Genomic DNA, 15,394 nt, shown 5'->3' with positions numbered 1-15,394 from the left:
CCGCGGGGACCGTTTTGCAGCCGGCGCTGCGCCGCATGAGTCAGCCGTTGCCCTCCGCGGGGGTGGCGCGCTCGCCGCTTTCCTTCCGGTACTTCCGCAGCTCGGTGCGCACCGCCGCGTCGAACGCCCGGTCCAGGCTGGCGTGCGCTGCCCGCCGTGCCACCCGGCGCATGGCGTCCACCAAGTCGGCGGCCCAGGCGAGTTCGTCGTCGTTGGTGGGTAACCATCCGGTCCCCCGCTGACGCACCACCTCCGCATATCCGCTGCGGGCCAACACACCGGCCGCTTCGTCCAGTTTCTGGTCGACCGCACCCACCGCGTTGAGCAGTGCCGGCAACGGCATACCGCGCGAGATCAGCGTGGCCAAGTCATCGACGAGGCGCAGATCGATCACCCGGTAGTCGTTCTCGGTGTCGCTCGGCTCGATCACTCCGTCATCGGTGAGCCGGCGCAGCATCGGGGCATCGAGCCGGCCCAGCCGAGTCTCCAGTTCTTCACGGGTCATGGTCTGCGACACCGGGTTCGACCACGGCGCCGTCACCAGCTCGCCCAGATCGGCCAGATCCAGCACCTCGACCAGATCCTCGCCGCGTTGCAGTCCGGTGAGGAACTTCAGGATGTGCTTGACCGTGAAGCCCTCGCCGAGCAAGCGAATGATCGCCTTCAGCTGCTTGAGGTGCCGATCGGTGTAGATCGCGACCCGGCCGCGGCGCTGCGGCCGGGGCAGCAGGCCGTTCTCCTGGTAGACCCGAACGTTGCGGGTGGTCGTCCCCGCCTCCCGTGCGAGGTCGTCGATCCGGTACTCGGCCACCAGCGCATCCTATGTGGTCAGCACCGGGTCACTGCTCGCCTTCGCCACCGTGATCTTGAAATCGTGCAGGTCCAGCGTCTTGAGCTGATTGACGTATTGGGTGGCGAATCCCGGGAACATGGTGGCGTTGAAGCCGTCCTCGGTCAGATACCAGCTCTGGCATCCGGAGTTCCAGGTGGTCGATTCGAGCCGCCGCTGGATGTCCTTGTTGTAGCGGTGCTGCGCCTCGGGCCGCACGTCCAGTGACCTCCAGCCGAACCGCAGTAGTTTGGCGACCGCGTCGACGATGTAGTCGATCTGGGCCTCCATGTAGACCAGGGCGGAGCTGTGGCCGGGACCCGAGTTCGGTCCGAAGGTGAAGAACAGGTTGGGGTAACCCGAGACCGCCACGCTGCGGTAGGCATAGGCGCCACCACTCCATTCGACGGCCAGGTTCCGGCCGTCTCGCCCGGTGATGGGATAAGGAGTACCGGCCTTGGCGACGTCGAAGCCGGTGGCGAACACGATGGCGTCGAAGCGGTGCTCGATGCCCTCGACAGTGCGGATGCCCTTGGGCGACAGCCGGGCGATGGGCCAGGTCACCAGGGTGCAGTTGTCCTCCTGCAACGCCGGGTAGTAGTCGCTGGTCAGCAGCAGGCGCTTGCAGCCGGCGGAGAAGTCCGGCGTCAGCTGCCGTCGCAGCCACGGGTCCTTCACCTGCAACCGCAGGTTGGCGGCACTGACCGCTTCGACCAGTCGGGTGAACGGACTCTCCCACACCACGCCGAGGGCAACCGACTCATGGCCCCAGTACCAGGCGGCCCGCATCAGCTTCTCCGCCGCGGGCACGTTCTTGTAGAGCCACTTGAGCGGGCCGCTGGTCGAGGTGTTGACCTTCGGCAGCACCCAGCTCGGCGTGCGCTGGAACACCTTGATCGACTTCGCGACCTTGACCAGTTCCGGAACGATCTGCACGCCGCTGGCACCGGTGCCGATGACCGCGACCTTCTTGCCGCTGAAGTCGTAGCCGTGATCCCAACGGGCGCTATGGATCTTGCGGCCCTCGTACGTCTCGATTCCCGGGATATCCGGGAGGCTGGCATTGGCCAGCGGGCCGGACGCCACGATCACGGCACGGGCTCGCACCGGTTCCCGGTCGTCGAGATCGATCGTCCACTCGCCCGCGTCGGTGTCATACTCGAGGGCGGTCACGTTGTGACGGAATCGGATGTGCGGGGCGATCCCGGCGGACTCGACCATCCCGTCGATGTAACCGAGTATCTCGGCGCTACCCGAATACGTCTGCGACCACTCGGGGTTGAGCGCAAAACTGTAGGAGTACAGCCGCGACGGGATATCACATTGTGCGCCGGGATAGGTGTTGTCCCGCCAGGTGCCGCCGACGCGTGAATCGCGTTCGAAGATCACGAAATCGGTGATGCCCCGGTCCTTGAGCCGGATGGCGGCGCCGATGCCGGCGAAACCGGCGCCGATGACGGCCACGGAGATGGTCATGGCAGCTGCTCCCCTCAGGCGACCGGCTCGTAGGTCAGTTCCCGCGACCAACTCGGCTCGTGGCGCACCAACGACGCCGGGATCACGCCGGTGACCTTCACCAGCGAGTCGGCCAGCCAGTGATACTTCGAGCTGCGGTCGATCACCTTCTTGCCGTGCCAGGAGATCAACCGGTACATCGGCACCCGCCGGGCGAATGCGTTTCGTTCACCGACGTTCTGGAACCGGCGCATCGCCTGGTACAGCCGTTCTTCATTGACGCCCATCGCCACGATGTTGTCGCGCATCTTGTTCAGCAGCGGGAAGTAGCTCAAGGTGCCGATCAGCAGCGCCGGGTTCATCCAGCTGCCGACCAGCTCGACGGCCAGCTTGCGGAGGCCGGCATGGCCCAGGATGTCCATCACCTCGAAGTCGACTGCCAGATGACGCGACTCGTCGGAGTTGATCCGTTTGAAAACTTCTTGGGCCACCGGGTCTTTGACCTCGTCGGTGATGAACTTGATCAGTGCGCCGTCGAGTGCCACTTCCAGCATGGGAATCACGGTGCCCAGAATCGACAGCGACATGCTGTCGGAGAACTTGTCGAGCCAGGTGATCACCAGCTGGACGTTGACGCTCGGTGGTGGGACCTCGTCGTTCTCCAGCATGCCCCACCGGCGCATCAGCGCGAGCTCGGCGTTGGCGTGTTTCTGCTCTTCGGCGTGGAAGTGCTCGTAGATGCTCTTCAATGTCGGGGTCGGGGCCTTCTTGGCCAGTGCGGCAAAGCCGCGGGCGCCGACGTTCTCGATCCACATCAGGTCGGTCATGAACGGCTTGAGCTTGGCCCACAGCTCGGGCTCGATCAGCTCGGCTCCCGGCGCGTCCCAGTCGATGTCGACCAAGGCCCACTGCTTGTCCTTGATCATCTGCAACATGTTGTCCAGGTCCATCGCCATGATCGGGCACGTCCTTTCGTGAGACGGTTCAGTTCTTGGGAAGGACGCGGCCGAGCAGGCCGGCGCCTCGGGCGTACAGCGCGGGGAAATGCCGCTTGAGGTGCCAGATGACGGTGGCGTCGAGCTGCGGCACCACATACAGCCGCCCGGCGTCGTGCGCGTCCAGGGTGTGCGCCGCGACACCGTCGGCCGACAACCCGATCCAGCGGGCCAGCTGCTGGCTCAGGTTCATCGAGCCGGGGGTGATCCGGCCGTCTTGAAACACGTTGGTCTTGACGAAGGTCGGGCACAACACGGTGACCGCGATGCCGGTTCCGCGGAGCTCGGCGGCCAGCGTCTCCGACAGCGACATGACACCGGCTTTGGAGACGTTGTAGGCCGCCATCGAGGGTGCGGCGGCGAATCCTGCCGCCGATGCCACGTTGATGATCCCGCCGCGGCCCGCTTCGCGAAGGATCGGCGTGAAGATCTCACAGCCGTGGACCACACCCCACAGGTTGATTCCGAGCGCCCACTCCCAATCCTCAAAGCCGATGTCGCCGACCGGTTTTCCGCCGATGCCGACGCCGGCATTGTTGATCATCAGGGTCGGTGCACCGCCGAAGACATCCCGGGCATGCCCGGCCAGCTGCTCGACTGCGGCACGGTCGGACACATCGCACTGCACCGCGTGTCCGCTGCCGGAGGGAAGCTGTTCGATCAGGGCGACGGTCTCGGCGGCGCGGGCTGCGTCGATGTCGGCGCAGAGGACGTCGCCGCCGCGGCGGACCAGTTCCAGGGCGAAGGATCGTCCGATGCCGCTGCCGGCGCCGGTGACCACCGCTGTGGCATTGACCGAACGCCGGTCGGTCCGGAAGGCGTTGCGCAGCCTGTCGATGCCGGCGATCACGACGCCCCCTCGAGGGCGGTCCTAGCGGGCAGTGCTGCACCGTCGGGTTGGGTCACGGTTGAGAGGACACCACTGATTGCGCCATTTGTCAATGGCGCTGTGGACGATGTCCCAATTGGGCGGTCCTTTTGTATGGACCCGTGTTCGCTTATTTTCCGCTTAGGTTCAAGAGGCGATTCACTTAGTGCGTGAAGGGACTGGGCACTGGTAATCGCCGGCCGATTATTTCGATTTCGGGGACTAAATTGACGCCACCGGTAATAATCCGTGTGTCGGCAACCGGTGCCGCAACAGCAGGATTCACATCTACACCGGGGAGGTGTCGGTCGATGTATTCAGGTGGCCAGCAGAACAGCCGGGCGACATCATTCGGAATCTTTGCGAACGAGGGGGAGCTATGAAGCGACTGATAATCGGCGCCGCACTGTGCGGTGCCGCGATGGCATTCGCCGCCACCGCCAATGCGGCGGACCAGAATGACTACGATTTCCTCTACGGCTCGACCGACGCGTTGGTCCTGGGCCCGACCGGCATCGGGACGCCGAGTGCCAACTACATCAGCAACGGGATCGACCTGTACCTCGAGCCGCTGGGGTACCAGGGCACCGTTGAGTCATCGCAGGCGCTGACGCTCCCCAACTCGTATGACTTCTTCGAGAGCGTCCCGGGCGGCGAAAGGATCCTCATCGACGCGATCCTCGCCGACTACAACGCCGGCGAGATGGGCTGCGATGACGCGGGCGTGTGCACCGATCCGCTGACCATCTTCACCTACTCCCAAAGCAGCCTGGTGGCCGCGCACGCCCAAGATGACCTCGTCGAAGCGGGCGTGCCCACCGACGCGTTACGTTTCGTGATGCTCGGTGCCAACCCGGACGCCGTCCCCACCGGCTTCTACGAAACCCAAATATTCAACATCGACGGCGACATCTTCACGAACAACGTGTACGAAAGTTGGTGGGACCTGCTGTTCGGCGGGAACACAAGCTTTGAGGATGTGCTGATCGGGTTGGCCCTCCACAACTCCTACCTCGGCTTGACCGAAGCCCAAATCGACGCTGCCACATCGGTTACCGAGGGACTGACCACGATCAACGAGATTCCGACGCTCACCATGCCGGAGCTGTTCCAAGCGCTGCTGGCTTCGTTCTTCAACGTGTAACCGCGCAGCGGGCTTGCGGCAAGCAGGACGTCACAAGCCGGTGGCCCGATTGCAGAACCACGACGAGGATGACTGCGCCACTGTTCCTTGCGCGCCAGGAACAGTGGCGCTTTACGGTGGGGCGGGCGGGGCTCGAACCCGCGACCAACGGATTATGAGTCCGCGGCTCTAACCGACTGAGCTACCGCCCCCGGGCACCAACTAGCTGCGGACGTCTGTCCCGCAAGATCGTCGGTCGGCGTCGGCGCGAAGCCTCCGCACGACCAAGACATTAGCGCGCGGGATGACCGCCGACCACGCCCCGGTGCGCCCTAACAGTCCGACGGTTCACCTCCGTGGCGGTCGGTGGACGCCGGCGGGCGCTTCGGGATCCTGCGGCAGATCCATGCCGGCCAGCCGCGCCGGGTCCGCGATCGACACGATGCCCACCAGGCGGCCGGCTCGCACGGTGCATGCCATCAAGCTCAGCGGCCGGCCCGTCGGACCCCAGGTCAGGATGCCTGGTTCGCCGTTGACCAGCACGCGGCGAGCGGTGATCCGCGCCCCCTGGCCTCGGCGAACCGCCTCCACGATCGCGGAGGATCCCGTCTCCACCGTCATCCCGCGCGACGTGTGTTGACGCCAGGTGACGTCGGGATCGAGCACCCGCAACAGGGCGTCGAAATCGCCGCCCTGCGCGGCCGCCAGGAAGGCGTCGACGACCTCTCGCTGCGCCCGCCGATCCCCCGTCGGCTGCGGCACGTCCTGCACCTTGCGGCGTGCCCGGCTGGCGAGCATCTTCGCGGCGTCGGCCGATCGTCCGAGGAGTTGCCCGATCTCGGCGAACGGCACCGCGAACATGTCGTGCAGCACGAATGCAAGCCGCTCATCGGGACGCAGCGATCCCAGCACAACCAGCAGCGCCAGTCCGACCGACTCCGACAGCACCGCGGTGTCTTCGGGGGTGTCGGCGTCATCGGTCACCACGAGTTCCGGAAGATCCTGATCGATCGGGATCTCGGGCCGGGCGGCACGCGACCGAAGAGCGTCGATGCAGATGCGGCCGGTGACGGTCGTCAGCCAGCCCGGCAGATGGTCGATTGCGTCGGCGTCCTGGCGGGCGAGCCGCAGCCACGCCTCCTGCACGGCGTCTTCGGCGTCGGACCACGAGCCCAGAACCCGGTAGGCCAGGGCCCGCAGCCGAGGGCGATGCTGCTCGAAAATCTCGGCCAGCTGCGACTCGCTCGTCATCGGTTACCTCTCGTCGTACCGGTCCGTCATAGGTGATGACGAGCCTCACCGGACCGACGTAACCACGAAGGAGCAGCCATGAACACCACCCTGTGGATCATCGCCGGTGTCGCCGCCGCCGGGTATGCCATCGGCGGCGCGACCCTGTTGCTGATGCCGAAGGACAAGTACCGGTCGCTGGGCGCCAACCAGCACTGGGTCGACGACTTCACCACCGGCCACCTCAAGGCCGTCGGCACGATCAAGCTGGTCGCTGCGCTCGGCCTTGTCCTGCCGGCGGTCCTCGGCGTGGCGCCGCTGCTGGTGCCGATCGCCGCCTGCGGCCTGATGCTCTTCATGGCCGGGGCCGCTACGACGAGGTTCCGGCGCAGCGAGTGGGGATATATGGCCGGCGACGCGATGTTTCTCGCCGTGTTCGCCTTCCTCGCCTGGGGGCGGTTCCTCCTGCAGCCCTTCGCCTGAACTACCGCGACGCGACGCGGCGCCTGAGGAACGGGATCAGCATCGGGACCCGGTGGCGGTACTGCCGATACTCCGCACCGAGCATCCCGACCAGGTCGCGCTCCTCCAGCTGCAGCGCGACCAGGATGTAGCCGGTGCTCGCCGCCGCGAACAGCAGGTGGCCGGCGGTCATGGTGGGCGTCGCCCAGAACGCGATCACGAACCCCAGCATCAGGGGGTGGCGCACCACCCGGTACAGCGCCGACGCGCGGAAACCGACCGGCTGGTAGGGCTGTTCGCGCCACGCGAGGTAGACCTGGCGCAGTCCGAACAGGTCGAAGTGGCTGATCATGAACGTCGACGCCAGCGCGATCGCCCAACCGATCCAGAACAGTACCCAAAGCGCGGTCCGTCCCACCGGCCACGCGACGTCCCAGATGATCGCCGGGACCGGACGCCACTGCCAGAACAGCAAGACCAGAACGAGATTCGACGCCAGAACGTAGGTGCTGCGTTCGATGTCCGGCGGTACCAGTCGCGTCCACCATCGCTTGAACGCCGGCCGCGCCATCACGCTGTGTTGCACGGCGAACAAGCCCAGCAACAGCACGTCGACCACGATCGCCGGGCCGGTCGGCGCCGACGGTCCATGGTCCACGCTGCGCGGCACCACGACGTCGCCGACGAAACCGACGGCATAGAGGAAGACCACCAGGAAGACCAGATAGTTGAGCACTGCGTAGGCCAGTGCGAGAAAGCGGGCCATGGCGCCCTCCCAACCTGCTGAATCCCCCACTTTAAACCCGGGAACCGGCAGTTCAACAGGGGTTTTGCCGGCCACGTGAGCAGCGCCGACCGGCACCGGCTTACGATCGGCCAATGACCGCGGAAACGTTCGTCACCCACGCGCCCGGCGATGTCCGGATCATCGCCGACCGTCATGGTGACCCCGACGCGCGCGCGGTGGTGTTCCTGCACGGCGGCGGGCAGACCCGGCGCTCGTGGGGCCGGGCGGCCGCGGCGGTGGCCGAGCGTGGCTGGCAGGCCATCACCGTCGACCTGCGCGGCCACGGCGAATCGGATTGGGCGAGCGAGGGCGACTACCGGCTGGTCAGCTTCGCTTCAGACGTTCACGAGGTGCTGCGCACGCTGCCGCCGGACCCGGTGGTGGTCGGCGCCTCCCTGGGCGGGTTCACCGCGATGCTGCTGGCAGGCGAACTGGCCCCCGGTGCGGCCAGCGCGGTGGTGCTGGTCGACATCGTGCCCAACATGGATGCCTCCGGCGCCGAACGGATTCAGGCGTTCATGGCCGAGCGGATGGATTCGGGTTTCGGCTCACTCGACGAGGTCGCCGACGCGATCGCCGCTTACAACCCGCACCGGCCCCGCCCCGCCGACCTGGACGGACTCACGACCAACCTGCGCCGCCGGGGTGACCGCTGGTATTGGCACTGGGACCCGAAATTCGTCAGCGGCTCAGACGAGTTCTCGCCCCTTGAGATCCACGACGTCGACCGGCTCAACGCCGCGGTGGGCAACATCCTCGACGACGGCGTGCCGATGCTGCTGGTACGCGGCCAGCTCAGCGATCTGGTCAGCGCCGAGAGCGCCGAGGTTTTTCTGGCCCGCTTCCCGCAGGTGGAGTTCATCGACGTGGCCGGTGCCGGGCACATGGTCGCCGGCGACCGCAACGACATCTTCGCCGACGCGGTCCTGGGCTTCCTCGCCCGTCACACCGACTGAGTCAGCTGAAGACGGTCTGGCCGTCCGCATTGAGCAGGTAGGGCTCGGTTCCCTCGGCCACCCGCGGCGCGTCGGCGCCCAGCGAGACCGCGATCTTGTTGCCGGCGTTACGCATCACATCCAGCGTCAGCTCGATGCTCTGGTCGTCGGTGAAGTGCCGGCGCACCCCGGCGGCGACGTCGGCATCGATGCGCGCCGGCGTCCAGATCAGCGCGTCGACGTAGCGCAGCGCCGCCTTCTGCGACTCGCTCAGCATCCGGGAGGACTCGAAGCGTTCGATCTCGTCGTAGAGCGTCTCGGATCCGCCGGCATCCAAGGCGGTCGTCTCCCGCAGCGACTTGCACAACCGGCAGTTGTGCTGGGCCGCACCGCGCAGCCGGACCACCTCGGAGGTCACCGCGTCCAACGACCGCAGCCGCGCCACGGCGGGCATGAACCGGTTGAACAACGCGTCGCCCGGGTGGCTGGAGTGGTCCCACGCGATCTTGCCCGGCCACGACACCGGAACACCCACCGCTTCCAGCCCGGCACGCACGCGCGGTACGAAGTCGGCGATGTACACCTGCACGACAGCGTCGAAGGCCGTGTCCCCCAGGGCATCCCGTAGCCGGTCGCGCTGGTCTTCGGTGATCACCGAAACGTCGACGCTGAACTGTTCGGCGAACTCGGCCACCGCCGGATCGGCGCCGGCCTGATCACCGACCCCCTCCGCCGGCAGCGGCGGCAGGCCGAGCGTCCGGGCGCATACCCCGCGGACCACCGCGCCGACGGCACCGCCCGACACCGCCACCAACCGGTTCAGCTCATCGAGAATGTCCATGCCAAGGATTATGGACCGAACCGCAATAGGCTGAAACCCATGCGCGTCGTCGTCATCACCAAACACGGACCTCCCTCGGTGCTCGAGGTGCAGGATCGCCCCGATCCGCCACCGCCGTCGAGCGGCCAGGTCCGGATCGCGGTGCGCGCGGCGGGCGTGAACTTCGCCGACCACCTCGCCCGGGTCGGGCTGTACCCGGATGCGCCGAAGGTGCCCAGCGTGGTCGGTTACGAGGTGGCGGGCACCGTCGAAGCGGTCGGTGACGGGGTGGACCCCGCCCGTGTCGGCGAGCGGGTGCTGGCCGGCACCCGATTCGGCGGTTACGCCGAGTTCGTCAACGCCGAGGCCGCCGACACCGTGCCGCTGCCACCGTCGATGAGCTTCGAACAGGGCGCCGCGATACCGGTGAACTATGCGACGGCGTGGGCGGCGCTGCACGGCTACGGCTCGCTGCGGTCCGGCGAACGCGTCCTGGTGCATGCGGCCGCCGGCGGCGTCGGTATCGCGGCGATCCAGCTGGCCAAGGCCGCCGGCGCCGTCGTGGACGGGACCTCGTCACCGGGCAAGCATGGTCAGCTCGAAGCGCTGGGCATCGACCGGGCCATCGACTACCGACGCACCGGCTGGTGGAAAGGACTGCCGCCCTACGACATCGTGCTCGACGGGCTCGGCGGCACCTCGCTGCGGCGGTCGATGGCCTTGTTGCGTCCCGGCGGACGGCTTGTCGCCTATGGGCTTTCATCGCTGCAGCAGGGCGAGAAGCGATCGCTGCGCCGGGCGGCCCCGCAGGCGCTGGCGATGCTGCGCGGTTTCAGCCTGCTCACGCAGATGGAGCAATCCAAGACGGTGATCGGCCTGAACATGTTGCGGTTGTGGGACGACCGCGGCACGCTCGAACCCTGGATCGCACCGCTGTCGCAGGCGCTGGCCGACGGCACCGCGGCGCCCATCGTGCATGCCGCGGTGCCGTTTGCCAACGCCCCGGAGGCCCACCGCATCCTGGCTGCGCGGGAGAACGTCGGCAAGGTGGTGCTGGTGCCCTGAGCCGGACGCACGACAGCGGCGCTACCCCCGTGCTTACCCCGCCGCAGGTGGCCGCGGCATCCAGAAACGACGGTCCCGCATGCGAAACACCGCGGTCCCGCGGGTGTGCGACGCACCACGGTCCATCGGCCCCAGCACCCCCATCGGGGGGTGGCCCGCGAGGGGCCGCGACCCGTTGGCCGGCTCTGCGGCTATCGCAGCTGTCACCGGGCGCGGTGACCGCGCTGCCGCATCGGTGGTGGTCGCCGCCTGCGTCAGCGTCAACCAGTTCTGCGGCACCGACAACCGTCCCACCGGCGCCGCCTTGCCCGCGCCCGCCAGCACCGCCGCCGGGGCAGCTGTGGGGGCACTTCGGAGCGCATCGTCGACGAAGACCGAGTCGGGTGGCGCGGCCGCGCCGGCCGCTTGGTCTTGTGCGTTCAGGATCGCCATCCCGAAGATGCCCTGCGACCCGGTCGTGAACACCACCTGTTGAGCTACGCCCAGCACCCCCAGCGAGGGACCGAAAGCAGCGACCTGGGCGATTATCGGCACCGACGCCGGTGGGGCCGCCTGAGCCGCACTCACCGGCGGTGCCGGCGCCGATACTGCGGCGAGAAGCTGTGACTGGTGGTTGCTGCCCGAAACCAACTCGGAGGCAAGCAGTTTCGCATCCTGGGTGACAACATCGGCGACAGCGCGCGCTGCCGCGGCATGCTGGGCAGACTGCCCGCCCGGGTCGCTGGTCTGCGGCGGCTGCTGAAACCGCGTCAGCGTGCCGGCCTGCGCCGAGGCGGCGGCGTAGCCATACATCGCGGCAGCGTCCTGCGCCCACATCTCGGCGTAGACGGCCTCGGTGGCCGCGATCGCCAAAGTGTTCTGACCGAAGAAATTCGTGGCCACCAGCGTCGCCAGCTGGGCACGGTTGGCCGCCACCACCGCCGGTGGCACGGTCGCGGTGAACGCCGCCTCGTAACCGGCCGCCACCGCCCGGATCTGCGCTGCGGTCTGCTCGGCCTGGCCCGCGGTCGCCGTCGCCCACGCCATGTATCGGGTGGCGGCCGCCGCCATCGCATCCGAGGCGGGGCCCGACCAGGCCTGCCCGTGCAGCGTCGAGACCGTTGCGGCGTAACCGCTTGCCACCGACTCCAATTGCGCGGCGATGCCATCCCAGGCCGCTGCGGCCGCCAGCAGCGGCCCCGACCCCGGACCGGAATACATTCTGGTCGAATTGATCTCCGGTGGCAGGGCGCCGAAGTCAAACATCGAACGGCCCGTCCGAGCGCATCGGCTATCCGCCGAAGGACGGACGAGGCATCTTGAAGCGATCGGGTGCGATGCGCAACGCACCGGCGACCGACTGGCGTCCCGCCGCAGCGCCCATCATTGCCGCCATCGGTCCCATGCCCATCGCCGGAGCGGCGCCGGGCGCATCGGCCACCGCACCATCGGGTGCCACATCGGCAAGGTCGGTATCCGCCAGCCACACCGGGTCTACGCTGGCCGCCGCCGCCGGGGTGGCATCGGCCCATGCGGGCGGCACCGACAGTTGCCCCACCGGCGGCGCATCGCCACCCAGGTGTGCGAGCACCGCCTGGCGACCGCCCGCAGCAGCCGGCTCGGGCGCCGGTACCGCTTCCTTCGCCAGTACCGGTGCTGCCGCCCCGGCCGCGCCCACCCCGAGGTTGCCGTGGGTGAGCTGATAGGCATTCCCGGCCAACGCGAAGGACCCGACCGCCGAGACCGTACGCGCAGTCTGCAATCCGAACGAGGTGGGCCCCAGCAAGATGTTCACCGCCTCGATCCCGGCCAGCGGCAACAACGGGTCCGCCTGCGCGGGCAGTGCTGCGGCCGCCCCGGTCGACAGCCCGCCAAGCTGCTGCGGCAACTCCGCAAGCAGTTGCGACAGCATGGTCTGCGAGTGCGAGGCACCCGCGGCACCCACCGAACCGGCTACCGCGGCGGCCTGTCCGGCGCCACCGGTGGTCGTCGTCGGCGGCTGTTGAAACGGCGACAGCTGCGTCGCCGTCGCCGCCGAGGTCGCGTAGCCATACATCCCGAGGGTGTCTTGCGCCCACATCTCGGCGTACTCGAACTCGGTGGCCGCGATCGCCGGGGTGTTCTGCCCGAGGACGTTGGTCGCGGCCAGGCTCGCCAGCCGCGCGCGGTTGGCCGTCACCACCACCGGGGGCACGATCGCGGCACGTGCGCTCTCGTAGGCGGCCGCCGCGGCGCGCGCCTGGCCGGCAGCGCGTTCGACCTGGCCCGCCGTTACCGCCGCCCACTGGGCATACCGTGACGCCGCGGCCGCCATCGCCGCGGACGCCCGGCCTGTCCAACTCTCGCCCTGCAGGTCCGCGATCACCGAGAAATAGCCGGTGGAAAATGAATTCAGTTGCGCAGCAAGGGAATCATAAGCAGCCGCAGCGGCCAGCAACGGCCCAGAACCGGGGCCGGTATACATCTTCGCCGAGGTGATCTCGGGTGGGGACGTTCCGAAATCCAACACCTTGCCTACCCCCTCTGGTTGCCGTTCTATCGGCGACGAGCGGTGCCGGACTCACCCCGCGTCTGGAGCCCGCGGAGTCGGTCGACCAACGCCTGCTCGACCCGACCGGGTCGTGTGGCGGCGATACCACCGAGCATTCGAGTTCCCGTCCCGAGGCCCCGGTGCGGGAAAACACCTGCCACCGGCCAGTCTCAGTCGTGAAACGGCCCTCCGCCATCCGATCTGACACCCAATCCCGGGGGGGAACGACGTGTACGAACGTTGCCCGACCAGGCGTGAAACGGCGCAGAACCGGGCGGTGCCGATGGCCGAACCGGCCGAGGTCAGATAGTGCGGGCCAACCGTTGCGCGAGCAGCTCGGCGAACCGCGCCGGGTCCTCCAGCGCCCCGCCCTCGGCCAACAGCGCCGTCCCGTAGAGCAACTCCGCGGTGTCGGCCAACTCGGCGTCCTCGCCACGCTCGCCGTGCGCCTGGCGCAGCCCGGTGACCAGCGGATGGGCCGGGTTGAGTTCCAAGATCCGCTTACCGACCGGCACCTCCTGCCCGTTGGCGCGGTAGATACGCGCCAACGCCGGGGTGATCTCGAAGGTGTCGGTGATCAAGCAGGCCGGTGACTCGGTGAGCCGGGTGGACAGCCGCACCTCTTTGACGTGGTCGGTCAGGGTCTGCTGCAGCCAGCCGGTCAGGTCGGCGAACTCCTTCTCCTGCTCCTTGCGCTGTTCCTCGTGCGCGGTCTTGTCCTCCTCGGAGTCCAGATCCACCTCGCCTTTGGCCGTCGACTGCAACGGCTTCCCGTCGAACTCGGCGACGGCGTTCACCCACACCTCGTCGACCGGGTCGGTGAGCAGCAGCACCTCATACCCCTTGGCCTTGAACGCCTCCAGGTGCGGCGATTTCAGCAACTGCTGACCAGACTCGCCGGTGGCGTAGAAGATCTGCTCCTGGCCGTCCTTCATACGTCCGACGTACTCGGCCAGGGTGGTCGGCTCGGAGTCGCTGTGGGTCGAGGCGAACGAGCTGATCGCAAGCAGGGTCTCCTGGTTGTCGAAGTCGGAGAGCAGTCCCTCCTTGACGACCCGGCCGAATTCGGTCCAGAACGTGCGGTAATCCTCGGGCCGCTGCAACTGCAACTCCTTGATGGTGGACAGCACCTTCTTGGTCAGCCGCCGGCGAATGGCATTGATCTGCCGGTCCTGTTGCAGGATCTCGCGCGAGACGTTCAGCGACATGTCCGCCGCGTCGACCACACCTTTGACGAACCGCAGGTACTCGGGCATCAGCTGGTCGCAGTCGCCCATGATGAAGACTCGTTTGACGTAGAGCTGCACACCGACCTGGGCGTCCCGGTTGAACAGATCGAACGGAGCGTGCGACGGGATGAACAGCAGCGCCTGGTATTCGAACGTGCCCTCGGCCTTCATCGCGATGACCTCGAGCGGGTCGTCCCAGGCGTGCGCGATGTGCTTATAGAATTCGCTGTACTCCTGTTCGGACACTTCGTCTTTGGGCCGCGCCCACAGCGCCTGCATCGAGTTCAGCGTGACGGTCTCGACGGTGACCGTCTCTTCGCCACCCTCTTCGGCCGGCGGGGTCCGGCGCTCGACCTGCATCCGGATCGGCCAGGCGATGAAGTCGGAGTACTTCTTGACCAGTCCCCGGATCGTCTGCTCCGCGGTGTAGTCGTGCAGCTCGTCCTCGGCGTCCTCGGGTTTGAGGTGCAAGGTGATCGCCGTTCCCTGCGGTGCGGCTCCGACAGCTTCGATGGTGTAGGTGCCGTCACCGCTGGATTCCCACCGGACGGCCTCGCTCCGGCCGGCCTTGTGGGTGACCAACTCGACTCGGTCGGCGACCATGAACACCGAGTAGAAGCCGATGCCGAACTGGCCGATCAGCTCTTCGGATGCCGCTTCGTTCTGAGCGTTCTGCGCGTCGCGCAGTTGCTGGCGCAGCTCCGCGGTGCCAGATTTGGCCAGCGTGCCGATCAGGTCCACCACCTCATCGCGCGACATGCCGATCCCGTTGTCGCGGACGGTCAGGGTGCGGGCCGCCTTGTCCACCTCGATCTCGATGTGCAGGTCGGAGGTGTCGACCTCGAGCTCTTTGTCGCGGAACGCCTCGAGTCGCAGCTTGTCGAGCGCATCGGAGGCATTGGAGATGAGCTCCCGCAGGAACGCATCCTTGTTCGAGTACACCGAGTGGACCATCAGATCCAGCAGTTGACGGGCCTCGGCCTGAAATTCCAGCTGTTCCACACGCTCGCTCATAGGAGCCAAATTTACCGACCTGTGTCGTCGGGCCGGTCGGGGGCCAGACCTTTACCGGATCTTTACCGCACGT

At 67.4% G+C, this 15,394-nt stretch carries 14 protein-coding genes and 1 tRNA gene; 4 read left to right on the top strand and 11 right to left on the bottom strand.

Annotated features, from left to right (window positions below; all coding sequences use genetic code 11):
• Positions 1-40: 40 nt before the first annotated feature.
• Genes AWC24_RS08150 through AWC24_RS08135 form a run of 4 tightly spaced genes read right to left on the bottom strand, consistent with a single transcriptional unit; the run spans position 41 to position 4,129 of the window.
• Complete coding sequence (locus tag AWC24_RS08150) at positions 41-811, bottom strand: MerR family transcriptional regulator (protein WP_085083740.1); 771 nt, start codon at positions 809-811, stop codon at positions 41-43.
• A 9-nt stretch (positions 812-820) separates the two neighbouring features.
• Positions 821-2,305 (bottom strand): flavin-containing monooxygenase, encoded by a 1,485-nt coding sequence (locus AWC24_RS08145; protein ID WP_085083738.1) that lies wholly within the window; start codon positions 2,303-2,305, stop codon positions 821-823.
• Between the two features lie 14 nt (positions 2,306-2,319).
• Positions 2,320-3,240 carry a reductase gene (locus AWC24_RS08140; protein WP_085083736.1) on the bottom strand — a complete coding sequence of 307 codons (921 nt, stop codon included), beginning with the start codon at positions 3,238-3,240 and terminating at the stop codon, positions 2,320-2,322.
• A gap of 28 nt (positions 3,241-3,268) precedes the next feature.
• Positions 3,269-4,129, bottom strand: a complete 861-nt coding sequence (locus AWC24_RS08135) for an SDR family NAD(P)-dependent oxidoreductase (protein WP_085083734.1) — start codon at positions 4,127-4,129, stop codon at positions 3,269-3,271.
• A 439-nt stretch (positions 4,130-4,568) separates the two neighbouring features.
• Here AWC24_RS08135 and AWC24_RS08130 point away from each other — a divergent pair, with 439 nt between their 5' ends.
• Entirely contained in the window at positions 4,569-5,291 is a 723-nt protein-coding gene (locus AWC24_RS08130; protein WP_234807292.1) for a PE-PPE domain-containing protein, read from the top strand.
• Positions 5,292-5,408: 117 nt separating this feature from the next.
• On the opposite strand, the gene AWC24_RS08125 is transcribed toward AWC24_RS08130, so the two are convergent.
• Both AWC24_RS08125 and AWC24_RS08120 read right to left on the bottom strand, forming a co-directional pair.
• Positions 5,409-5,482 (bottom strand) — tRNA-Ile (locus AWC24_RS08125).
• Positions 5,483-5,618: 136 nt separating this feature from the next.
• A complete protein-coding gene (locus AWC24_RS08120) occupies positions 5,619-6,521 on the bottom strand; it encodes a sigma-70 family RNA polymerase sigma factor (protein WP_085083730.1) in 903 nt (300 codons plus the stop codon).
• 78 nt (positions 6,522-6,599) lie between these two features.
• Here AWC24_RS08120 and AWC24_RS08115 point away from each other — a divergent pair, with 78 nt between their 5' ends.
• On the top strand, positions 6,600-6,983 hold the full coding sequence (locus tag AWC24_RS08115) for a DoxX family protein (RefSeq protein ID WP_085083728.1): 384 nt from the start codon (positions 6,600-6,602) through the stop codon (positions 6,981-6,983).
• A 1-nt stretch (position 6,984) separates the two neighbouring features.
• Here the strand turns inward: AWC24_RS08115 and mddA are convergent, their stop codons facing one another.
• A complete protein-coding gene (mddA, locus tag AWC24_RS08110; protein WP_085083726.1) occupies positions 6,985-7,728 on the bottom strand; it encodes a methanethiol S-methyltransferase in 744 nt (247 codons plus the stop codon).
• A gap of 113 nt (positions 7,729-7,841) precedes the next feature.
• Between mddA and AWC24_RS08105 the strand changes: the two genes are divergently transcribed.
• Positions 7,842-8,705 (top strand): alpha/beta fold hydrolase, encoded by an 864-nt coding sequence (locus tag AWC24_RS08105; RefSeq protein WP_174813614.1) that lies wholly within the window; start codon positions 7,842-7,844, stop codon positions 8,703-8,705.
• Between the two features lies 1 nt (position 8,706).
• On the opposite strand, the gene AWC24_RS08100 is transcribed toward AWC24_RS08105, so the two are convergent.
• Positions 8,707-9,525: a carboxymuconolactone decarboxylase family protein gene (locus AWC24_RS08100; protein WP_085083724.1), complete on the bottom strand. Its 819-nt coding sequence runs from the start codon at positions 9,523-9,525 to the stop codon at positions 8,707-8,709.
• 39 nt (positions 9,526-9,564) lie between these two features.
• Between AWC24_RS08100 and AWC24_RS08095 the strand changes: the two genes are divergently transcribed.
• Positions 9,565-10,569, top strand: coding sequence for a zinc-binding dehydrogenase (locus AWC24_RS08095; RefSeq protein WP_085083722.1), 1,005 nt, complete (start codon positions 9,565-9,567; stop codon positions 10,567-10,569).
• A 33-nt stretch (positions 10,570-10,602) separates the two neighbouring features.
• Here AWC24_RS08095 and AWC24_RS23305 read toward each other — a convergent pair whose 3' ends face one another.
• The 3 genes from AWC24_RS23305 to htpG form a co-directional block, all read right to left on the bottom strand.
• Entirely contained in the window at positions 10,603-11,814 is a 1,212-nt protein-coding gene (locus AWC24_RS23305; RefSeq protein WP_085083720.1) for a PPE family protein, read from the bottom strand.
• Between the two features lie 25 nt (positions 11,815-11,839).
• Complete coding sequence (locus tag AWC24_RS08085) at positions 11,840-13,057, bottom strand: PPE family protein (protein WP_085083718.1); 1,218 nt, start codon at positions 13,055-13,057, stop codon at positions 11,840-11,842.
• A 323-nt stretch (positions 13,058-13,380) separates the two neighbouring features.
• Positions 13,381-15,321, bottom strand: coding sequence for a molecular chaperone HtpG (gene htpG, locus AWC24_RS08080; RefSeq protein ID WP_085083716.1), 1,941 nt, complete (start codon positions 15,319-15,321; stop codon positions 13,381-13,383).
• Between the last annotated feature and the right edge of the window lie 73 nt (positions 15,322-15,394).

The sequence above is a fragment of the Mycolicibacter senuensis genome (assembly GCF_002101885.1).
GTDB classification, from domain to species: Bacteria; Actinomycetota; Actinomycetes; order Mycobacteriales; family Mycobacteriaceae; genus Mycobacterium; species Mycobacterium senuense.
Note: the sequence above shows the minus strand (reverse complement) of the source record. Positions and strands in the feature narration are given on the sequence as shown.